21 protein-coding genes are annotated in these 23,331 nt (G+C 47.1%); 1 reads left to right on the plus strand and 20 read right to left on the minus strand.

Annotation, left to right across the window (positions count from 1 at the left end; all coding sequences use genetic code 11):
* Positions 1-271: 271 nt before the first annotated feature.
* From C3F13_17860 to C3F13_17950, 19 genes are all read right to left on the minus strand, one after another.
* Positions 272-1,201 (minus strand): hypothetical protein, encoded by a 930-nt coding sequence (locus tag C3F13_17860; protein ID PWB49897.1) that lies wholly within the window; start codon positions 1,199-1,201, stop codon positions 272-274.
* A 155-nt stretch (positions 1,202-1,356) separates the two neighbouring features.
* Positions 1,357-2,448, minus strand: a complete 1,092-nt coding sequence (locus tag C3F13_17865) for a colanic acid biosynthesis glycosyltransferase WcaL (GenBank protein ID PWB49898.1) — start codon at positions 2,446-2,448, stop codon at positions 1,357-1,359.
* Between the two features lie 188 nt (positions 2,449-2,636).
* Entirely contained in the window at positions 2,637-4,748 is a 2,112-nt protein-coding gene (locus C3F13_17870; protein ID PWB49899.1) for a hypothetical protein, read from the minus strand.
* A complete protein-coding gene (locus C3F13_17875) occupies positions 4,654-5,694 on the minus strand; it encodes a hypothetical protein (protein ID PWB49900.1) in 1,041 nt (346 codons plus the stop codon). The genes C3F13_17870 and C3F13_17875 overlap by 95 nt, the downstream gene beginning before the upstream one ends.
* Positions 5,694-6,875, minus strand: a complete 1,182-nt coding sequence (locus C3F13_17880; protein PWB49901.1) for a hypothetical protein — start codon at positions 6,873-6,875, stop codon at positions 5,694-5,696. The genes C3F13_17875 and C3F13_17880 overlap by 1 nt, the downstream gene beginning before the upstream one ends.
* A 542-nt stretch (positions 6,876-7,417) precedes the next feature.
* On the minus strand, positions 7,418-8,152 hold the full coding sequence (locus C3F13_17885; protein ID PWB49902.1) for a class I SAM-dependent methyltransferase: 735 nt from the start codon (positions 8,150-8,152) through the stop codon (positions 7,418-7,420).
* 178 nt (positions 8,153-8,330) lie between these two features.
* On the minus strand, positions 8,331-9,809 hold the full coding sequence (locus C3F13_17890; protein PWB49903.1) for a hypothetical protein: 1,479 nt from the start codon (positions 9,807-9,809) through the stop codon (positions 8,331-8,333).
* Between the two features lie 42 nt (positions 9,810-9,851).
* A complete protein-coding gene (locus tag C3F13_17895; GenBank protein PWB49904.1) occupies positions 9,852-11,393 on the minus strand; it encodes a hypothetical protein in 1,542 nt (513 codons plus the stop codon).
* Between the two features lie 480 nt (positions 11,394-11,873).
* Positions 11,874-13,418 (minus strand): hypothetical protein, encoded by a 1,545-nt coding sequence (locus C3F13_17900; protein ID PWB49905.1) that lies wholly within the window; start codon positions 13,416-13,418, stop codon positions 11,874-11,876.
* A 76-nt stretch (positions 13,419-13,494) separates the two neighbouring features.
* Positions 13,495-14,169, minus strand: a complete 675-nt coding sequence (locus tag C3F13_17905) for a hypothetical protein (protein PWB49906.1) — start codon at positions 14,167-14,169, stop codon at positions 13,495-13,497.
* Positions 14,170-14,191: 22 nt separating this feature from the next.
* Entirely contained in the window at positions 14,192-14,857 is a 666-nt protein-coding gene (locus C3F13_17910; GenBank protein ID PWB49907.1) for a hypothetical protein, read from the minus strand.
* Positions 14,858-15,086: 229 nt separating this feature from the next.
* The gene (locus C3F13_17915) at positions 15,087-16,169 is read right to left on the minus strand and encodes an aminotransferase DegT (protein ID PWB49908.1); all 1,083 of its coding nucleotides are present in this window, start codon (positions 16,167-16,169) and stop codon (positions 15,087-15,089) included.
* Positions 16,166-16,789, minus strand: coding sequence for an N-acetyltransferase (locus tag C3F13_17920; protein PWB49909.1), 624 nt, complete (start codon positions 16,787-16,789; stop codon positions 16,166-16,168). The genes C3F13_17915 and C3F13_17920 overlap by 4 nt, the downstream gene beginning before the upstream one ends.
* Positions 16,743-17,792 (minus strand): oxidoreductase, encoded by a 1,050-nt coding sequence (locus tag C3F13_17925; GenBank protein ID PWB49910.1) that lies wholly within the window; start codon positions 17,790-17,792, stop codon positions 16,743-16,745. The genes C3F13_17920 and C3F13_17925 overlap by 47 nt, the downstream gene beginning before the upstream one ends.
* A gap of 438 nt (positions 17,793-18,230) precedes the next feature.
* Complete coding sequence (locus tag C3F13_17930; protein PWB49911.1) at positions 18,231-18,572, minus strand: hypothetical protein; 342 nt, start codon at positions 18,570-18,572, stop codon at positions 18,231-18,233.
* A 313-nt stretch (positions 18,573-18,885) separates the two neighbouring features.
* Positions 18,886-19,572, minus strand: coding sequence for a hypothetical protein (locus C3F13_17935; protein PWB49912.1), 687 nt, complete (start codon positions 19,570-19,572; stop codon positions 18,886-18,888).
* 225 nt (positions 19,573-19,797) lie between these two features.
* Positions 19,798-20,004: a hypothetical protein gene (locus C3F13_17940; GenBank protein ID PWB49913.1), complete on the minus strand. Its 207-nt coding sequence runs from the start codon at positions 20,002-20,004 to the stop codon at positions 19,798-19,800.
* Positions 20,005-20,155: 151 nt separating this feature from the next.
* Positions 20,156-20,851, minus strand: a complete 696-nt coding sequence (locus C3F13_17945; GenBank protein ID PWB49914.1) for a hypothetical protein — start codon at positions 20,849-20,851, stop codon at positions 20,156-20,158.
* Positions 20,852-20,854: 3 nt separating this feature from the next.
* On the minus strand, positions 20,855-21,205 hold the full coding sequence (locus tag C3F13_17950) for a hypothetical protein (GenBank protein PWB49915.1): 351 nt from the start codon (positions 21,203-21,205) through the stop codon (positions 20,855-20,857).
* Positions 21,206-21,540: 335 nt separating this feature from the next.
* Between C3F13_17950 and C3F13_17955 the strand changes: the two genes are divergently transcribed.
* Positions 21,541-22,953: a hypothetical protein gene (locus C3F13_17955; GenBank protein ID PWB49916.1), complete on the plus strand. Its 1,413-nt coding sequence runs from the start codon at positions 21,541-21,543 to the stop codon at positions 22,951-22,953.
* 164 nt (positions 22,954-23,117) lie between these two features.
* On the opposite strand, the gene C3F13_17960 is transcribed toward C3F13_17955, so the two are convergent.
* Positions 23,118-23,309, minus strand: a complete 192-nt coding sequence (locus C3F13_17960; GenBank protein ID PWB49917.1) for a hypothetical protein — start codon at positions 23,307-23,309, stop codon at positions 23,118-23,120.
* Positions 23,310-23,331 lie beyond the last annotated feature (22 nt).

Genomic DNA, 23,331 nt, shown 5'->3' on the forward strand with positions numbered 1-23,331 from the left:
TTTCCTAATGTAGAGGCAGTTCGTTATTTCCCATTCTTGTGCAAACTATAGGATGTGTGTGAACCCATCCCGGTGATCGCCCGAGCGAGTATAAATTAAATAAATGATTCCCTTCGCCCTTGCGGCAATAGTGGATTCGGTATCATTTCGAGTAAATGTCAGGATAAGGCTGCATCGACGGTCTTGGGGAGACAGCAGATGTACCTTAGATTGATTTGACTGGGCATAAAGCGACCATGGAACACGAAGAATCGCAAGAAGCAGCGGCAACCTAATGGGCGTTTATAGCTTGGGCGACTAATTCATCCAGTTTAGCAGCCTGGAGGGTCCACTGTTGCCTCTTCTCGTCTCGAAGCACAGCGATTTCTCTTTTCAAGCGCACACGCTCATTCATCATCAATAGGATCCCATCGCGGATGCCATCGCTGGTGTTGTTCACATATACTGTTCCCTTTGGGAAGAATTCACGCAGGAATGGCCAGTCGGAGGTAATCAGTGGTTGACCAATCGATACTGCTTCAACGCCTCCCAACTGTAATGTATGGTTGCGTGTGGTGAGCGCCATGATCACATCCACTGCTCTAAGCAAGCCAATATACTGCGCGTCAGAAAGAAAACCAGTGCACGTAACATTGGTCGGGAGAGAATCGTGAAAGCTTTTTGGTTTATTTTTGGCATCTCCAGTGATATAAACGTGGACTTGTGGTAATTCAGTGGCAGCCCTAACGACAGCCTCTAGTGGCTCATCTGGCGAAAATGTACTGATAAACGCGAGGCGAAATCCCGTCCCCGCAGAGAACGCTTCGACAGTAGGTAAAGCCAAAAATGGATCGCCCATTATTAAGGCATGAGCGCCCCATGAACTGACGATGTCGGCCCAATGCTGAGTGGTCACAATGTTTGTCACGGCGCGCCGCGCCAACAGTTTCTGAATCGGCAATGCCCATTCCCAAACGTGATCAAATGCCGCACTGTGGTGATCAAACACAAATTTTGTGCGCGTAATATAACAATAAATGCCTACCACAAGGCCGCAGATCACAGGGGGGTTCTGAACATGAACAGCTCTGGGTCGCTCTGTGAACAGCGCCTGCAGCGTGCGGAGGGCTTGCAACACATACCTGGCTGGCGTATAAATTGGCGTTTGGAAACGGGGATAATAGATACAATGTAGTTTGCCCTGGAACGCTTTGGCAAACACCTCACTCCTGCGGCTGTGAGGCGCCCAAACGATAAATGCCCAAGGCACTCCGTCACTCATTACGCCCCCTATTGATCTGGCTCATTCTTGTTGTTCCGGTTCTCCTGATCATGATTCGCAAATGAACAACCGACTCTAGTCATCAATGAATCATCTCAAAAAGCAAGGGTAGGAGGCTTCTCTCCAGGCAATAAGCATGATTCAAAGAGCTTTGCCAATTGTGATGCATTGCCGTCCACATCAAACTCACGCATCACTTTCTGGCGACCATTTTTACCTAGCTGCAGACATAGTTCTTTATCTTCGATCAACCGTTGAATGGCGTCTGCCAGGGCAATAGCATCTTTTTCAGATACTAGAAGGCCACTTTCTCCGTCTTGGATGAGCTCTGGAATGCCCGACACTCGTGTCGACACAACCGCGATTTCACAAGCCATGGCTTCCATCAGGGCGACGGGAATGCCATCCATGTCACCATTCCGGGCAACGATGCATGGTAAAACGAAGATATCAGCCTGGTTGAGGTAATCTCTGACCTGTTCTATGAAGATTGCGCCTGGCAGGTCAACGATCTCCTTCAGGCCATATTGATCGATCAACCGCTGAATTATGGGCTTCTGTGGCCCATCTCCCGCAAGTACACATTGAAAGCTTACGCCGCGTCCTTTCAGCAATCGGCAGGCTTCAATCAAATAAAGTGCGCCTTTGCGTTCCTCAAGTTGCGATACAAAAAAGATAAATGGGACAATATTCGCAGGTCGCGGATAGGGTGGTGAAAACTGGCCGGGAGAAATGCCACAGTGAACGATGTGGGTTTTTCCTCTCCAACTTTCTCCTGGGACCAGGCGCAACAGATATTCTTGGCTAAATCTGGAGATGACGGCGATGAAGCGCGACTCCCGCACCTTCTCTTTTAACAACAGCCGATCAGTAAAAAATATGTTGTGCGCCGTGAAACTGAACGATATATTCAGTAGCCGGGCCACGATCAGTGCAATGCTGGCGGCGTTAATGGTGAAATGAGCGTGCAGATGCTGAATGTTCCGCTGCTGTACCTCCTTGGCAAGGTAAACTGCTTCGCCAAAATGATACACCGTGCGGAGCCGGTTTTTCCAGCTCTCCCCTGGTCGCGTTAGAACAAAAAGCGCCGTGCCGATGTAATTTATCGGACGAGTTAGCAGAAAATATATGTGCCGCTGTAAGAATCTGGGCCACGAAATCGGAAAAATATAGCAGGTGGTATCCATCAATGGCTGAGATTCCGGTGAAAGTTTACTTGCCGTTGGCTTCCAGACAGAAAACGTTGTAATGTCGAACCCGCAATGCTGCAGGGCCAGTACTTCTCGATAGATAAAAGTTGTTGTTAGACTAGGATACGTTTGCAGGATATAGCCAATCGATGCATCTGTCTTTTTCAAAGAGAGGGTCTTCTTTTTTAGCGTAAAATATCGGGCAAGTAAACCAGCGGGAGCACACCGGTAAACTCGAACGCGCCGATGTCCGGTTTCTCGTCCTTATAATCCCATGGGGCGCGATCATTAAATCCTGTTATCACACACCCGAAGTCAATCTCCGGGCTTCCAACTTGCAAGGTGAAATCTGGATTGAACCGGGTAAGGTTGTTGGAAATGCCATGCAGCTCTTGTCCCGTATAGGAGCGGAAACTGGCCAGCTCTTGATAGACGCCATTTCCCAATGGTCCGCCAGTATTTGACCATTTTATGAAATCGTTATCCTTGGTAGATCCGGGATTGTGCAAATTATCGCAGTCCATAGAATGACCAGCAGTTGTGTTGGGTAGAGACAGTTGAAACACCTTCCGGGTGACAGCCCATAAATTATTGCGCGAGACGATACCGGAAAAATAGATACCGCCCGCATCCTGGATGCCATTGCCGTTTAGGGGCGAGTCTGGAAGCGAGATGGTATTGTGATAGAAATAAACTCGTCCAGCCCCAAGGTCGTTCACAGTAGACCCGACCTTAAAAGCAAACTCGCTAGAATAAACTAGCCCGTCTGAATCAACACGCCCCTGCGGGTCACGCCCGCCAATAATGAGATTCCGAAACACATAAATTGGTCCAGCATTTGTGGAGGTACCCCGGAACCAGTCCTGGTTGGAGACGCCATCCATGCAGTCGCGAATGGTATTCCTCCACACGCGAATATTGTAGCTGGGCTCATTATCTACCTCAATACCATCGTCCATATAATCTTCAATCAGATTGTCATACACATCGGTGTCGTGCGATTGGAATTGCACCTCGATCGCATCCGACCCTCCGTTGAAGTGGTTGCGCCGGACCACGTTACCGGGCTGAGCCCAGATCACCGCCACACCACCAGCCCAGGCGTAGCTGTATTGCGCTTGCCAATTCCAACCATTATCTTTATAGCCGCGTTCGTAGAAGGCGTTATCCTGGATCAGATTATTCGATGACGCGGGCTCATCCCAATGACCCACAAAGACGCCATATTTGCTGCCGTGAAAGGTGTTACCTTCGATGATGTTATTATCAGCTCCCGTCGCGCCCGGCACGCCGTAGGGCTTGCGCAGGTACAGGCTGTATTGGCTGTAGTAACGGATCTCGAGATTGCGAACACGAACATAATCTGCCCCTGTCAGCAGCAATGCCGTCGAATAGCGGGAAACCTGTATCTCGTGGTTGTCGGGATCATCACCTTCGTAGGTAGTAACGTAGAGACGGCCGAGGGTATGGACGCTGTCGCAGCTATAGAAAGCCTTGCCAGGCGGAGCTGCAAGGAATTGATTCCATTCGCTGCTGCCATGATTGTAAACAAGAAATCGCACACTATCGCCATTACGCTGCTCGCCGATGTAGTTGGGCAGCGAACCCCCGCTATAGCAGGTCTTATCGCCCCATGTAAGGTCGGTGTAGTAGATATTACCCTGATAGTTATGCCAGTTATCTATGCCTGGATTATTGATGGCAGGGTCAGACCCGTCCAGTGCGACTTGAGCGCCGGGGTCGGCTTCGATGGTCAGGTAGTGACCCGGTGTACCCGAGTTGTTTTCTGACAGCACAACTGATGTGTAGTATATGCCCGCACGGATGCGGATCGTATCGCCAGGTGAGGCCGCGTTTATCACGGTTTGCAGGTTGCCGTTGTCCGGCACGTAGCGGACGGTTCCACCGCTCCCAACGTCGGGGTAGTCAGGTCGCGTGTTGATCATTCCAGTCTTGCTGGAAGGCGATACTCCATCGGGGTCGGAAAATTGCACTTCGATGTCATAGGCTACGCCTGGCGAAAGCGACACCACGCTGCCGCGCCACTGGCGCGCGGAGCGATCCACGTAAAGCTCATGCCCGGCCAGCCAGGATGCTGAACCGCTTGGCCGATAGCGTAAGGAAGCCGCGCTATTCTGGTTATCGTCGCCCGTATAAGGCGCAACCACGCCGATGCTTTCAATCGTCGCATTTATCGATAATTCACCCGGAGAGGTCGAATTGGCTTGCGGCATCTGGCCGGCTCTCCCCAGCATCGAAATCAAGTACATGCCGATGAAAACCAGTTGTTTGATCATTTGCCTCCATCGTGTTACCGTCCGCTATCATCACAGACTTCTTAGTATAATCGCTGGCGGTCATAAACACAACGTCAGGGAAGGAGGCCATATAAGCCAACAATTCTTCAGTGTGGGCTAAATGGCGGTGGCGGTCCGACTTGAGCAGATTGCGCAACCGCAGGCCATTAGCTCGGATGTATGAAGGAGAAAAGTACTTCCGTTGCAGCGGCTCCAGTGCTTTACCTTTGCCCATCGGAGCGAACTCTATCGGGTGCGCCAGGTAAACGATTGGCTTGCCCGTTCGGCGCGCTTCTGCATAGAGAATCCGGAAGAAACGCTTCATGGACGACAGTCCTGCAGCGTAGAGCATGGAAGAAATGAACGGTGCAATCAGCGCTGATACAGGGATCTCCAAGATCGGAACATTCCCCCGCCTGAAGGCGCTGCTTTGGTGGGGGTAATACGGGCGGCGTGGGGCACCAAGCCAGCCGAAATTGATGAGATTGGAGCTCACCAGGTCCATGCGTTGCGAACAGACCGAGCTATCCGACCAATAGCCCTGTTCAGCAAGCAGCTTAAGCGTTTGAGAGGAGGTCTTGACGCGCGGGCTACGGAAGGAGCGTACAGGCTCATCCAGCACAGATAGCAATGCATCCGTCGCCCGACAAATATAATCGCGCTGCAAGCCTTCTGGCATGCGGTTGTAATTCTCTTCGTCGCCGTGGGTGAACCCATGACAACCTATCTCGTGACCCAGAGCCCGCATTTTCATAAAATCTTCAGCGTATTCGTGCGCCGGCTGGGCCGTAAAATAGAAGGTAGCGGGAATGCTGTACCGCTGGCACATGTCCAACGTGACCCATAGCGCTTTTTGCCGCCGGTCGAACGGCATCCACGGGTCAGGGTCAACGTCCCAGGTGATCAGCACAGGGACGGAAGGGCGTGATGTGCTTTTGGTGTTCATCACCCTGCCCTGCTCATCAACAGATTTTCATACAAGGTAGCATATTGTAGCGCCACACAAGCGAGGGAATATTTTTCTTCCACTGTCTTAAGTGCTTCCCGACCCAGATCCTGTCGTAACTCCTCGTTCCCCGCCAGCGCAGCGATAGCCTGGGCTAAAGCCTGGTCGTCGTCCGGCGTTACAAGCAACCCATTACGCCCATGCCGGATCAGGTTGTTGTTCCCGGGGATATCGGTGGCGATGCAGGGCAAGCCGCACGCCATGGCCTCTAAAAGAGCATTCGACATGCCCTCAGACAGCGACGGCAGTACAAAGCAGTCACACTCTTTAAGGAGAGTATCCACATGATCGAGGTGCCCCAGGAATTCCACACGCTGATCGATCCCAAGCTCATTCGCCATGATTTGCAGCTCCTGCTCAATCGGTCCCGTTCCGGCTAGTTTGAGTCGCCATGAAAGGTCGGGTCTTTCTTGCGCAAGACGGCCGAGCGCCATGAGCAGAGTGCCAATCCCTTTCTGAGGATGGAGCCGGCCCACAAACGCAATACTCATCGGCGTGTGTCGAGAATAGCTGCGCTGCTTAGAGAGAGGTTCTATTTCTACTCCGTTTGGAATGAAAACAACCCTATCCTTGGGTAGGCCAAGGGAGACCATCTCATCAGCGATTTGTAGATTCAACGCGACAATGGCATTGACACCGCGCAACGTGCTCACCACAAAATCCTGGAACCAAATGTCGCGACCCCTTCTCAGCCTTTTGGCATCTCCATACCTGCCACTGGCCATAGGGCGAATCAGGACCGGCTTTTTTAGCCACTGGCCAGCCAGCACGCCAATGGAGGCTTCAACTAGGGCTGATTGACAATGGAGCAGGTCATACTCGTTTCGATGCCAGAGCAGGTACAAAAAGAGTGAGAGCAGGTAGGCATAGAAACCAAATTTCCGTAAGCCCTTTACGCCAAACGCCCCCCATGCCGTAAAATGCCGGTCGACAGAAACGCCCTGAATGACCTCGTGGCGTGGCTGGCCCCATTCCCATAACCCGGTCACGATCCTGATCGAAACTCCCATTCTTTGTAGCTCGCTAGCCAGCCTGAGGGCCTGGCGTTCCGCGCCGCCGATAGGCAGTGATGGAATGTAGAACTCTCGCAGCAGAATGAGAACACTCATAAGCTCAAGCACTTATTTCTATCAATGCTAATGCTACATCTCCGCCTGGCATAATTTTGTGGCTCCCATTTCCTGGTCGACAGAATTGTCGCCCTTGACAACTTGCCATCTCATTTCTCGCAAGAAGAATTAGTCGATTTGATATTGTGTTGATCCTAAATAAACCAGAACGCCGCCCTTGGGAAGAACCAACCAGAAGATCCGGGGCTGTCAATCCTCTTATGAACCGGTCCATGTGACAATTATCTTTCCAGTGGCGGCATCGAATGCATTGTGTGTTGAGAACATTAAACCGATTTTCAATGCTTGCGAATGGTTATCAGTTTTGGAAGGATTACATGGTAATGTTAAACGAATAGGAAACCGAAAGCTTGAAGTCTTGTTACCCCCTCTCTCCCCACAACTTTTGAGTAAATTCTGTGCGTAAAAGCTCCCGATCACTGCCTTCTATCTGGAACAAGCTCCGGGAGTTACGCTTATTTCACACATTTAGTGTCTTGATTGGTGAATAGAGTCCTAATTAGAATCTCCCATTCGAGCATAGAACACATTCGTTAAGGTTTTTCAATTATATAGAACAGATTTCTGTGGTTGAATGTCAATCGCCCGAATGAAACCAGGTACAAAGCCCATAGAAATGCTCTCGCCAGAAACCATACAGCCCGTTTTTTTATTGGAAGTCCATCTATTCTATATTCGGCCTTCATAATTAAGCCGTAATTCTCGCAAAAACTGTAAATGCCGTTCCGAGATACCACTTTATCAAAATACACCGGGTAAGGGCCAACCCCTGGCTTTCCTGCATTTTTTATCCCTTGAATGTATTTTTTGTAGAAGATGTGAAACATAAACGGGATGGTCCTTGTCACAAAACCATATCCCGAATCTCTATTAGGTAACACAAGGATCATCAATCCGCCGTGTTTTAACCATCTGGTAAAATTTTTTAGGACATCTTCAGCACCATCGACGTGTTCAAGAACATAATTAGAAACAACAATATCATAGTAATCGTCAGTTAGCGTAACGGTGCGCAGATCAGCGAGAATAGCTACATCTAGATCATTTTGCTGATTTCCTCGAAGATTTAAAGCATCTTCATCAAGATCAACGCCTGTTAGAATACATTGAATTTCGTTTAAGTCAATCCCACCACCTCTTCCACATCCTGCCTCCAAAATCTGTAAGGGTTTCCTGGAATTAGCTTTTTGTAGAATATGGTTTTTAGCAATATCCATTGCTGCTTGGGTACTATATAGGTTTATTGCTTCGGAAAGTTTATATTTCATTTCTGTACTCAACTAAAGAGTTGTTAGGCCCAGGAAAACGATAATAAGCAGCGAATAGGGATAAACTCAGCTTTCATAAACGGAATTTTCTCATCGTCCCGTCCACATAATTAGATTCAGAGATGGCTATTGAAGATAAGTTATAACCGGATCAGGAAATAGCAATAAATAATGTTTTTCAAGATCTTTGTCCATCAATGAGTCGAAATGGCTCAACCAGTGTGGCGATCAAGCCCAGGCTCACCCACCAAAGGCTGAGCGCGTATGGACTGACACGGATATCCGAAAAGAAACTGGTTGTAGAGAAGGCTAAGATCACCAGCCAAAATATGATAAGCAGCTTACGGCTCAAAAAGCCAGCTTGAGGCAGCTGTTGTCGCCTTTTAATACTAATCGCCAGCCACCACATGGCAGGGAAGAGATACAGCAGCAGGCCAGGTACACCCAATTCTGCCGCAATAGATATGAAAGCGTTATGAGATGCATAAGCCTGTTCTTGTATCGACATCACATCCGCAACCTTTCTTTGAAACAGGCCCGCATATAGGCGGTAATCTCCATAACCCCACCCCCAGAACGGCTTATGCTGGATCATCTGCAGTCCAGCATCCCAAACCAATAAGCGAACGACTGCAGTCTCTTCAGAATTCAGCCGCTGGTCAGCATAAGTCAATTGCTTATAAAGTACCGTGCTGCCAAGAATAGCTATCACGATCAACAGTACGGCTGCCAGGCGGAGCACAGGCTTGGGATACAGGAAGAAAAGCCCAACCCCAGCGGCGACTCCGCCCAGCCAGCAGCCGCGTGAAAAAGAGAATAAAACCCCAGCAGCGCCGATACCCGCTGCACACAGCAAAGCCAGGCGGGCAGTTCTGGATTTTTGGTGCATGGCAGCTTGAAAGAGCAGGAGAGAAAAGAAAACCAGGGTGAGGCTATATGTGGTGTAATAGCCAAGGGTGCCAATCGTGCGATTGCTTGCGTACCCTACCCACGCCCTGGGAAGCATCCCGGGCTCCAGCCAGGATAGTAAGCCAACCGCCACCTCAAATAGCACCAGGATAAAGGCACCCGGTACCAGTCGTTTCAGGTCCTGCTCAACCGGGGCAGCGAATCGGATCCACCAATACAAACAAAAAGGCACAAATGTCATGTCGTATAAAAGGTAGAGATACGGCAGATAGTCGGATGGATGGTACCAATATATATTCAGCACAACCCAGCCCAGGAAAATGACCATGACCAGGCTATCCAGTCCTAATCTAAAACGCAGGCGGTTATTGGCTGGTCGAAGCTGGTTGGCGATTAACGTAGCGCAAACTGCGAGTGGGGGAAGAGCCCGATACACGAGCCAATACAGCATCCGAAGTTGGCTTGTGGTTGTGGTCATTAGGAATGGCGTAGCCAGAAGCCAGATAATAAATACGGTAAAAGGATTCTTATAAAACAAGATAGCGGCTGGCACCAAGAGCACCAAAACCAGGGCATACAGCCAGGCCCCGTTGGAGATAAATTTGGCTAAGACGAGCCCAAATCCAATTTCGAGCGCGACAAGGAAAGCGATGGAGAGCCATGGCGTTGCCATAGAACCGGTAATATTCCAGCCTAATGCTTCCTCCACAATGGGAGGTATTGTATTTCTGAACAACTGCCGTAACATCAGCTCTTCACTACGCCCGAATTCGTGATTAGCATCGGTTTATTATGAAGTGATGCGCGCCCAAACCCGCCTGAGCACCAGGCGATCCTCATCATCAAGCCTTAACAACAGAATGGTAACGGTATAGACCCCCCATAAAAGCACGGTGCCAATGATGAGCTGCAAGATTGCAGGTAGAAATACCAGCCGCGAAGATGCAATAGAAGCGATTACAGCAGCAGCCAGGGCAGCCAGGATAGGTTTCAGGAAGGCGATGTTGTAAGGCTGGATTCTCAGCAATATATAGACCTGGATCAAACGCAAAACATTCAGCAGGATTACGCACAAGCTTCTTGCCACCGCTGCTCCCACCATTCCCCAGCGTGGAATCAGCAGCAAATCCAGACCAACGCTGACCACAAGTGAAATTATTGAATTTGCAAGGGAGAGTTTCGAATGACCGGTCATCGTAACGATTGTTCCGCAAACCCCGGTACTGGCATCGAACAAGAATGCAAAGGCTAGGATGGTGAGGGTCGTGGCGCCTGCGACAAAGTCCTGGCCAAAGATAGACAGGATGAGTGGCGCAAAGATAGCCGTGGTCAAGAATACAGGCAGATTAAACGACATCCCCCACTTGGTTGTAGTCTGGTACATGCGCTCCAATTGATCAATTTTTCCCTGGCTATGCAGATCGGCAATCATGGGTGCGGCGATTCGCATGAGCGACGAATAAAACAACATACCAATGGAACTCACACGTAAGGCAGCCGTAAATATGCCTACGCCACTGGTTGTTCCAAAGAAACCAAGCACCAGCGTCGCGATGCTGTTGCCAAATTGATTCACAAGATGGGAAAGATAGACGGGCAGGGAAAAGCGAAACAAATCTTTGACATTATATTTGGCAGTCTTCCAGGCGCGCTTTAATGGAAATAGATGGTTGACAAAAACAAGGAGCATTACAACCGACACCGCCAGTGGAACAACATAACCGGCCGTAGCCCCCATCACACCCAGGCCGGCTACCACCAACACTACTGTCAACAAAAGTTTCAGTACAGGGAGGGTGATATCTTCGCTATAGACCTTGTACTCCATGCGCTTGAAACCCTGTGTGATCGCTTCCAACACATTAATCAACGCAAATAAGGGAATGGCCCAGCTCGCCAAGCGCAACACAGGTGCAAGAGCAGGCTGGTTATAAAGCCGAAATGAAATCAGGTCCGCGCATAGGAAGACTAACAGAGCCAGCGCTAGACCCACCGATCCTGGTATCGCGATACCGACCTGGATGAGGCCCCAAATTTGGGCATCATCCTTCTTATTAATTGCAATGGGGATAAAACGCGCCAGCCCAGCGCCTAATCCAAGTAAAGCTATCGTCCCTGCCAATTCTGGGAAAGTCATACCTAGCGAATACAATCCAAACAGATCCGCCCCGAGGAGACGGGCAATCACAATACCGAATACAAATCGGATGCCGTATCCGAACAGGTTACCAGCGAACGCAATTACCCCTCCTTTGGCTGCCGTTAAAATGACCTGGTCGGATGAGGTAGTCGGATGCGCTGGTTTGGCGAGTTGGGTAGAAGAACGACTCATAGGGTCTATGTACTTGATGGCAGCATGACTAAGGCATACATAGAGACATGCGCGCCAATTGTTTTCAACAATTCTCTTTCACCTGGATGGTATATTCCTGAACACAAAAGAAACAGGGTGATGACTCCGAAGACTCTTTCCCCATCAACGGGTGATCTGCTGATGATCATAGATGATGTCTTATTGACGCGATCCCATGTTCCCATTAACCGACGAAGATAGTCCCGGGTGCTGGAAATGAGATCCATTTTATGTGTCAGATGACCCAGCTGGACAAACCGCACGCAGCGGTGTGAGTAAACAGTTGTTCATGGGGCGAACAAACCTTGCCCTTGCAGGCCAAAGTTCCACCCGCTACCTCGCCGGTCTAATCCAGAATAACAATATCTTCAAGAACTCCACCTACCCTATCCAACACTAATCGCAACCGTCGCTACAACAACACTGAAAACTTCTCGGTACATATAGCCTTCGGTTGATCTACAACAATTTGTTGGAGATATTCCGGTTAATTTCACCGGAGTTGGGCTCATTGATCGGCGTCGGTTTATTTTGTTTTTGTGCATTTCGAAAGCGATGGCTATTTCCTGGCGTCTTCTTCGGGATTAATGATAAACCCAGCCCAGAAGTAGACTGAATGTCCTGGAGATTCGCTTTCCTCTTGTTCGATGCCTGACTGTCGTATTTTGAAGCATCAGCCAAATAGCCTGAATAATAATCTGACTCCGAACCTTTCTTGACACGATTCAGTACCAACCCCACAATCCTGACTCGACTAAGCTGTATTCGGTCCATTATAGCCTGTGCAGTCTTCCTCTTCAACCTTCCCGGCTCCACAACCAACACCACCCCATCCACCTTCGCTGAAAGAGCCCAGGCATCGGCTACGAGAAGCGGTGCGCTATCCAGAATTACTACATCTGCTATTTCCTCGAGACTGGCAAGAATGTTCTCCATTTTTTTAGAGCCTAGCATCTCTGCTGGATTTGGCGGAAGCGGTCCTGCTAAAATTAAAGCGACCCCGCCTTTTGCTGACCGATAAATCGCTTCCTCAAGGCTCACCTGTCCGCGAATGATATCGCTTATACCCGTTTGATTTGGAATAGAAAAGAAACCATGCAGGCTTGGACGGCGCAAATCGGCGTCAAGCAACACCACCTTCTTTCCGCTTTGGGCAAACGCCACAGCCAAGTTGGTGGCTATACTGCTCTTGCCATCGCTACTGCCGTTGCTGGTCACCAGGATCGTCTTTAATGGCTTGTCCACGCTGGCGAATTCGAGATTAGTACGCAGCGAGCGGAAGGCTTCCGCGACAACACTTTGAGGTAGCTTCACCATATATAAACTATGCGCAGCGGCCTTTGACATCACGGGAATGAAGCCAATCAGCGGTGCCTGAAAGAGCTGCGAAATTTCGTCCGGCTCGCGCAAAGTATCATCCATGTATTCCACCAGGAATGATATCCCCATACCGACTGCCAAGCTCAAGACAGCTGCCAGGGCCAGATTCAGCTTCCAATTCGGCTTGATTGGGAAGACGGGGATTTCAGCCAGATCCAGAATCTTCAAATCGTAGACCCCGTAAAGTTCCTCCACATACTTCACAGTAGTTTCCCCTAACTTATTCGCAAAGGTTGTGATAAGAGATGGATCAGGTCCTTCAACAGTGATATAGATCACATTGGTGCCAGCCAATATCTTACTCCCCACATCGAGGGTTTCGGCTTGAACAGGATTCAGTCCTAATGCATCGATAGTATCATTTTTAATCCTTCGACTAGTGGCAATATCGGAATAGGTGTTGGCCACAGAAACTCGACCGCCCAAGACATCCAATCCGGATAAAAAGCTGCGCGGATCTGAGAAAATAGTGCTGGATGGTGAGACAACAAAAGTGGTGGTCACCGAATAGGTTGGATTTTGCCGCCAGGTAAATATTGCTGTACTACCCACGGTCACCAGGAAAATTAGGACAATAATCCACCAACGCTTCAAAAATATTTTCAAAAAGCTAATAAGCTCCATATCGTTATCCCTATTCTGAACGCTAAAGTAGCAAAGTCACTGTTACGCTACCTTCCTAAATCGAGGTCATGATTCATCACTTTGCACCCACTCCCGCTAAAACCGAGAGGAAAGTCCACCATAATATCTTGAAATCAAGCAACATACTCTGCTTCTCAATATACTCGATGTCGTAGCGTACAAGGGTAGCAAAATCGATACAGCTGCGGCCACACACCTGCGCCAAACCGGTGATCCCAGGCAGTACTTCTAGCCGCTCATAATGCCAAGGATTATATGCCTCCACTTCCCAAAGCACATTAGGCCTTGGGCCTACGATACTCATCTCACCCTTTAATACATTGAGGATCTGAGGCAATTCATCCAGGCTGAGCTTTCGTAAAATTCGGCCGACGAAGGTGACATCTCCACGTGAAAACGGTTTGTAAGATTGTACACCCTCCCCCAAACTATCGATTTCCGCCTTCACATAGGCTTTCATAAATTCGCGCAAGTGGCCTTCGTCAAGTTTTGTTTTCATCGTGCGGAATTTATACATCCTGAATGGCCGGCCCCCTTTTCCTGCACGTTCTTTATTATAAAAGATAGGGCCTGGTGAATCGAGGAAGATAGCTAGCACGCAAGCAAGCATGACTGGAGTTACAATTGGTAGGATAACCAAGCAGATTGTTATGTCGACGAGGCGTTTCGCTGTGTGGTAATAGGTATTGGGTACTAGAACGCGAGGTTTTTTCAGTACTACATAATCCATGGTTATTTCCCCTATTAACTTATCATGTTACTTTATGTTTAACAAATAACTGCTCTGGCTCAATGAATAGTTTTGATTCCATATTAGCTTGCAGCTCAAGGTTGGCCTTATCGACCAGCCCCTCAAAAGTAAAACCGTCATGGGGGAGTGAGGCTGCCCCAACCTGAATCTCAACCCCAATATCCTTACTCACTTGATTGCGTAACCGATCAGTTAAGTCAGATAAATCTTCTAATTTGGTTTCTGGCAGAAGGATCAAAAAATTGTTATCGGTTTGGACGACGAGATCACAATCTTCAAGTTTTTCACACAGCGTTTTAGATACGCGTGCTAGTGTATATTGCCTGATGAAATTCTGCTGAGCTTCCTGAAGAAGGCGCTCCATCGAAGCCTGGATTGATTTTTCTTCCACCCCAATTGCCAATAAAACCAATGGACGCTGATGATTGCGTGCCCGCCTCACCTCCCTGTACAATACACTTTGCTTTTCTAGCGCAGAATCGCTGACTTTCTTCTGAGGAATATCGGATATCTGATTCACTGCACTCTCGAATTCATGGACAGCGTTACGTACCCAAACCAACATGAGTGTGGTCACTACGATTGCGCACGTTTCAATCAGGGTTACAAAAAGTGAGCTTCTTGTCAATGGAAAATCCATTTGCGCTTTGAGAACGAGAAAAACCATCGCTGGTACACTCAACATCCACCATAAATGGACTCTTCGCAGATGAGGAGTTACGAGCACAAATATCACTGAACTCAAAAGGAACAAATACATAATTGGGCTGATACTAATTGTCTCCCAAAAGTGTGCAAAAACATAGAATACAATCAGCCAACAAGTCAATAATATCGCTCTGATGCGTAGCTGTTTCATCTCATTCCCCTGATATTAGATTATTTAGATTTCCACACTAGTTCAGAATCATGAATTGATTGACACTGTTGACGATCGTGTTCAGATCGTCCTGGGTCAGTGCTGGGTGGACTGGTATGGATAATACTTCGTTTGCTGCCCGCTCCGCCTCTGGATAAGAGCCTTGGTAACACAAATCCCCCGCATAAAAACTTTGCTTGTGCACTGGCACTGGGTAATATACTTCGGAGCCAATGCCAGCTTCTTGCAACCAAGACCTTAATTTATCACGCTTACCACCTGGAACCCGAATCGTGTATTGATGAAATACATGCTCATAATCTTGAGGTATGACCGGTGTAATGATGCCTTTTAAATTTGCGCTTAAGTAGCTGGCGTTTGCCTGTCTCCGTTTATTATTTGCCTCAAGTTTCTTTAGTTGTTCGAAGCCAATCGCGGCATGTATGTCCGTCATGCGGAAATTAAAGCCTAACTCATCATGATAATAACGTCTGCGCATGCCATGTTGGCGGATAACCCGGCAATGTTCGTCAGTCGAATCGTCATCGGTGGTGATCATCCCACCTTCAGCAGAAGTCATATTTTTAGTGGGATAGAAAGAAAATGCACCGCATCCAAATGATCCCACTCGTTTGCCTTTATATAAGGCTCCATGGCTCTGGCAGGCATCCTCGATAACAATCAATCCATATTTTTTAGCAATTGTCATGATGGGATCCATGTCGCAACTCAAGCCAAACAGATGGACAGGCATGATCGCTTTTGTACGTTCTGTGATTGCAGCCTCGATTAATTTTGGATTGATGTTAAAGCTGACCGGGTCGATATCAACGAACACTGGGCGTCCGCCTGTATAAAGTATACTATTCGCCGAAGCAATGAAAGTGAATGGGGTTGTGATAACTTCGTCGCCGTTATGTATCCCTAGAGCTAATAAAGCAGTATGCAATGCAGTAGTTCCTGAAGTGGTTGCAATGGCATGCTTCACACCACACATCTTAGCAAATTCCTCTTCAAAAGCTTTCACCCGGGGCCCTTGAGCTATCATCCCTGAATCAAGCACTTCAAGGACGGCCTTCTTTTCTTCTTCACCCAGCTGCGGTTTGGCAATATTTATCATTTGACGTTCTCCCAATCTGTAAGGGGAATATTTACCTTCTGCCCACACTTTGGACAAATGGTGCTCACTTCATTGTAATTATGTGTGACTTTTTCGAGCCGGTTGCTGCAGGGGCAAACAAATCCACAAAGTCTAGCCGGATTTCCGCGAGCGAGACCGTAATCAGGGATATCTTTTGTCACTACACTGCCCGAACCAATCATTGACCATGCTCCGATAGTAATCCCGCAGCGAATGGTGGAATTGGCTCCCAATGCTGCACCTTTCCGGATATGGGTCTTAGTTAGGATCCAATCATCGGCAGCTTTCAATGAACCATTTGGATTAATCGCACGTGGCCTGAGATCATTAGTGAAACAGACATGAGGACCAATAAAAACCCCATCATCGATGGTGACGCCGTGATATACAGACACATAATTTTGAATTTTGACATTATTTCCCATCTGTACGCCTGCGTCAATATAAACTCCCTTTCCAATAATGCAATTCTGACCGATCCTGGCATCTTCCCGTATCTGGGCATGGTGCCATATGCTTGTCGAGTCACCAATTATCGCTTTCGGAGATACATCAGCGGTTGGATGGATTCTGATAGGCATCAATGATCTCTCCATCATTTACGAACGATAAATCATTAAGTTGGTTGTACTGCTGGTTCTGCTCGTGTACTAAAAAACAGATTTGTTTTGCCAAGCGGATAGCATTAATACCATCTTTAACCGAAGGTCTTGGCGAACACCCCTGGTTTATACAATCGACAAAATTCTTGATCTCTAATGACAGAGGCTCAGCATTGGGAACCAGGATGCGTTCTATCAAGCTTTCCTGGTAATAACTCACTCCATTGCGGTTCTTATCCGAAAACTCCGCTGTAGAACAGCGGTGAATAGATATGCTTTTGTTCATAAAATCTGCTTCAACATACGCATCCCCAGTTGTAATATCCACAGATCTTATCTTTTGTTCTGTCACCCTCGATGCAGTTAGGGTGATCAGTGGGCCATTGTTGTAAAATAATTGCGCTACCACATGATCTAGGCTATTGCTGAATGGCATCAAGCCCTGGGCATTAATTGAAATTGGTTCTTTCTCTGTGAGATCATTGCTCAAATCAAGATCATGGACCATCAGGTCAAATACAACATCGACATCTTTGTTGCTGACCCTGTAGGGGCTCAGACGCCGAAAATTGATAGCAATCACCTTCAAACTTTCCAGTACTTTTTTCAGTTCAATATAGGTCGGATTAAACCGTTCAATGTGCCCAACCTGAACGACCAAGCCGTTCATTTCGGCAGCATCCATAAGCAGTTGAGCGCTATCAAGGTCATCAGTCACCGGTTTTTCAATTAATATATTGACATTCTTCTCCAAACATTGCATCGCAATATCGAAGTGTGTTGGTGTAGGTGTGACAATACTCACTGCATCAATCTGTTCAAGTAAATCTTCAATTCGTTGGAACCCAGGAACATCATACCTTTCGGATAAATCTCTAGTTGCAGAAGAATTAGTGTCAAAAACGCCCTTAAAATCGACTTCTTTCGAATTCGCATATACCCGGCAATGATGCTGGCCCATTCTACCCAACCCAATTACACCTACCTTTAGACGCTTCACGCGAGCCTCCTCCTTCTACCTAATTTCTTAAACCGTATCACTTAATACTATTGTGCTCCCATTATCTGACAAAACTCATGCTCCGCCCTTCTGACATTATCCTCTTCGTCTGACATAATTGCCGAATATATTTATAAGCTTGATAAAACACAATAACAACAAACTGTCCGAATTTATAAATCAACAAATTCTATTGGTCAGTGTTGTCTTCCAGCTTGATATAATAATAACGATTCCGATTTACTTCGACGCTGGGGTCCCATCGAGCCAAATATTTCTATCAAAGTCAATGAACAATTCGATTTCATGACAGGCTAAAAGAGCATCTACACATAACATTCATCTGCACTTCCCCTGGCATCAGAGTGAAAAAAACCATTCATCCGCTAAATACTTACCATCGCTACATAAACCAAAATATATAAAAATTCGGAATATTTACAGGAAGCGATGATAAGTGAACATAACAGCAATGCCATATTTACCTTCGGTTAATTGTTCTTTCCTTATCACGACTCCTTTTGTTACTAGTTTACGTGTCTTCAAATCAATATTTTTATTTCTCAAGAGTATGACGACAGACAATAATGATCCAGCTTTGATATCTTTGGTTACCCACATAAAAAGCCCACTTGCACTAAGATTAGCGAGAGTGGCACTATCCTCGTACATATTCCCATCCAAATCAACCCCTTGAACAATAGCCTGGTATTCACAAGCTACTCTAGGTTTAATCCGCCTTTCCGCAATATTTATCAAAATCGTTTGGGACTCAGTCAATTTTGTAAACTCGCCCTTTGCCTATTACGCTTATCCTGTCTGTATCAATGCATATACTTACGGTTGATTATTTCGGTATTATCCGTACTGAGAATATATAAGTAAATTACTTATAATGCATCGAAGAATACGCCTATTTAGTAGACGGAATAGCGCCTATTTTTAACTGATTATTGTTGGCACATTCCTATATAATTAATGGCACATAAGTGCCATTAATTATCTTTTTAAATTTAATAATATCCTCGCCAAACATAGGAGAAATCATATTTTTTACTTCTGATTTTATTAATAGGAGGAGAAACACGCAGATTTATTGGTGAGGATTTTCGAGAAATCCAAAGCGGTATGCATAAACAAGTAATTCCAACCTATCTGAAACCTGCACTTTGTTATAAATTGAAGTTAAATGATGTCTTACTGTAGCTTCACTAATATTTAATTGTGCTGCTATTTCTTTATTCTTAAATCCCTCCGCAATTAATACGATAACTTCTTTTTCGCGTTTGCTGAGTTGGTTAATTTCTGTCTTTTCTACAGATGTTTTTATCAGCTCTTGATTACTGGATAAACGGGAGAGTACATGAGCGATCATAGACCTCTCAAGCCAAACTTCACCAGTGCTGACCTTCATGATAGCTTTTATTAAGGTTTCTGGTTTCTGGGTTTTTGAGACTAATCCTAAGACTCCATTCTCAACTGCTCGAACGAGGACATGGTAATCTTGATCTTCCGTTAGTAAGATTATGCGAGATAGCTTGTTTGCAGCGGTAATATGTGGAATATAATCTAAATCTGTCTGTTTAATTGGATTTAATTCAAGCAGGATGATATCTGGTTTTAAGTCCGCTATAATTTCAAGCCCCGCTCTGAAATCACTTGTTTCTCCAATCACCTTAATCCCCTGTTGATCCTCTAACAACCTGCGGATACCAGCACTAACTAGAGCATGTTTTGCAAGTATGACTATGTGGATAAGATCACGATTCATGGAACACATATTCTCGGGGCTTTTATATATAATATTCCCGTTTCATGGTTCTTAACAATGAATAATACACACCCTCTCGTATCCTCTACTGTTCACCTAAGTTGAAAAAAGGCAGAATAATTGCTAATCGAACTATACTATAGCGCATGATACACCACATGTCAATTGTGGAAACCATTGTGGAGACCATTAGGTTACAATCAAGGATTCCCATAGATTTATAAAAGAGGGAGTTCATTTTGGTTGGACAAAGCGATAAAAATCCTTCACCCAGGGTGTATCCTGATCTGGCCCAGTAAAAATCGGCATTCTCCCAAATAAGTATTCATCCTTATCCACTATGTTCCCACACCTGCGTTTTGGCTTTTCAGGTGCCTCCAGCGGCAAGTAATGAAAAGCTTGCTGCTTCAAGGCTTCTCTGTTCTGACATATTGCCAGCATCGCTCTTGCTCCACGCAGTTTCCAACCACAACCACGTCCCTTAATCCGGTGGACGACCAATCTATCCACATTTCCTTCAATCGCACCCAGGCTGCTCAGTTCAGTTGGGTAACCCCGACATGATAAATCCAGCAATCAGTCTTGTTAGCCATCAATATACTGAAAGACCAGCTTCAATTTCGTTTTTCTCTTTCCCAGAAGCCTGCTCGATCAGTTGCATCAATTCCTGGTGTACCACAGGAAAGCCTTGTTGACGTAATTTCTTGACCATCTCATGCGCTCTATGCCTGTTGCCCATGGCTCTCCGAGCTGCCCGGCTCAAGTGAAAGCGATCCAGCACGAACTCCTGCTGCATCCCAAAGCCTTGGAAAGTATGGCGAACCCACTGGTTACCATCGCCTCCACAGATTAGCAGCCAAGTCTGTTCCAGATCATAGTAACGATGGGCTGCTTTCAAGACCTGTTCCTGCCATGCACTACCGCTGATCCCCAGGGAAACGAGGCTGCATTTATCCGCCAATCGATAACGGTTCTTCACCAGTGGCCTTTTTCCACTATACAGGGTGCCAACACGCACTTCCACTGAGCGACGTTTCTCCCTTTGCAGATGCAACCATGCCCCATCACTTTCTCCGAACAATACATCAGCCTTCACTTTTCCACCTGGGATCGCTTCCCCGGCCTCAAACACGCTTCTGCGCTCCGCTTCTTCCCCATCGGCGATGCGATTCCCTACCTGGCACACCATCCTCTGGATACTGCTATGACTGACTTCTCTCTTTAGCAACCAGCTCATTTGGCTTGCTGCTCGCCGGTAGATCCCTTCACAAGCCAGATAGGCTCCCATTTCTCATACGCGTTGGCTATCTCTCCCGTAACGCTCCACCTCTAAGAGCTCATTCAATGGTTTCCTCCGTCTGTCTTGTTCGTATAGATAGATGTGCCTGCGGTAATGGATCCAACCTACACTGCTAAGTATGTTGCGTTCCTCTGTGCCCATGTTCCGCCATCCTGCAGGCACGCATTGTCGAAATTCCTCATCCAATCCCTTCAGCCCCGTCATAAGCACTTTATTGCCAAGTTCCTGGACCACTTGACTGATCCCACTTTCAAATTCATACATTTCCATCGTTCTTGAATACTGGATGGCTTCAGCATTGATCTTTACAGTTATACCTATCTCGACATGCTTTTCTGTCATCGGAGAGTTCCTTTCTGTGTTGATGTTTGCCAACAACAATATTGATCGGAACTCTCTCTTTTGGCAAGTATTTTATGGATTTATGATACAGTAACATTTTCCCCTACTCGTTTGAAAGCTGGTTATTGAGAGGGGGCAAGCAAGCTAAAAGTGAGCATGGGGGTATCAACAATTGATTATCTTCCCTCGGTGTCGGTGACCCCATAGGGCACCACCCGGGCACCCGGTGAGTGCGGCGACCTATGGGCGCGCTTGACAGTCACTCGAATTGATGTATAGTTTAGTTTGTTAGAAGTATTCACCAGGTAATTACCTACAAATTGCTGGAGTGACCTATGCGAAAATTGGTCTTTCTAGAGATGGCGTTGCTGATCATTGCAACCGGTATTGTACCGGTAGGTGCCGCTCCAGGATTTTCCTGCGCGGCTGTTACCGAGATACCCCAGATTGAGTGTGAAGCATTGGTTGCCATCTTCAATAGCACGAATGGACCTGGATGGGTGACTTCGAGTGGATGGTTGGAATCGAATACTCCCAGCAGTTGGTATGGGGTGAATGTGTGGTCAGGTCACGTACATGGTCTAGTTTTAGACGCTCATGGTTTAAGAGGAAGCATACCCCCAGAAATTGGACACCTTTCTTACCTGGCTTATATGAATCTTGGGTTCAACGATCTGGGCGGTAGCATCCCACCGGAGATTGGTAATCTTACCCTGTTACATGACCTGATGCTATATGGCGACCACCTTACCGGCAGTATTCCGCCAGAAATGGGTAATCTTTCTAGTATGAAATTGTTGTTCCTTAGTGATAATCAATTGAGTGGCACCATCCCGATTCAGCTAGCCAACCTTACCCAGCTGACGGCTTTGGGTCTCTCTGGCAACCAATTGAGCGGGGGCATACCGGCTGAGCTAGGTAATCTACCTTATCTAAATTACCTATATTTTTACAACAATAAATTATCCGGTAGCTTACCTGAAGAGCTGAGCAACCTTATCAATCTGATAGAGCTAGATCTTGGCTCCAACCAATTAAACGGGAGTATTCCACCTGAGTATGGCAATCTGACTAATCTTCAAATGCTCGCGTTGCGAGACAATCATCTTTCTGGCGATATCCCGTCCACATTTATCAATCTTGTCAACCTGGCGAATGCCGGCCAAGGCTATAATGGTGCTGATGGACTAAATCTAGATTATAACTTGCTCAATGTCCCTCCTGGTTACCCCGAGCCGGCCGATCCTCTGCAGGTCTTCCTGCACCAGAAAGATCCCGATTGGCAGCTATATCAACCCTTCCAACAGGTGATCGGTACGGGGGGTGGAGAAATTACCTCGGGGGATGGAACGACAGATATTCACATTCCAGCCGGTGCATTGGATAGTAACACCACCTTCACCTTCATACCTCAGGGAACGCCTAACCACTTCTCAGGTATATTGCCTTATGCATATAATAGCTTCCAATTGACTGGGCTAGATTCTGGGGGTAATCCAGTTGCAGCATTTAACCTTCCTGTAATAGTGACAGTCACCTATCCCTGGTGGATACCTGAAAACAGGCTCGCGCTCTACTATTGGGACGAATCTGCCGCGGCCTGGGCGGATGCAGTTACAACCTGCCCTGGTGGTGAGTACACCCGTGACCTGGATGCAAATATCCTAACCCTTCCACTGTGTCACCTGACGGAGTTTGCGCTATTCAGCACACCGCTACCCACCTTTATACCGATCATCAGCCATTAACCTCAATACGTCAACCGGGCTGACTTGGAGAACAAACCATGCATATCCCGATGATTGACTGAGGTAAGCCATAACACCGCTTGCGGTTGTCTCTAATCACCTGGACACCTGCCCATCTTTGGCGGCAAGAGTAGTTTGCGGTTCATCAATGGATATCAATCTAATCATCTGCGATAACCTGCACGATTTTTGTGTGGTCCATCTGCGTTCATCTGCGGTTCCTTTTGTTTAGTGAATTTTCTGTGTTTATCTGTAATTATCTGTGGTTCTGATTTCTCTCTTATTATCTGCGTCCATCTGTGCTTAAAAAGTTTTCCCCTCTCCAAATTCATGAGAGGGGTAACGGTGGATTTCATGGGCGGAATAGGACTCGAACCT

Source organism: Anaerolineales bacterium (genome assembly GCA_003105035.1).
In the GTDB taxonomy this organism is placed as follows: Bacteria; Chloroflexota; Anaerolineae; order Anaerolineales; family UBA4823; genus FEB-25.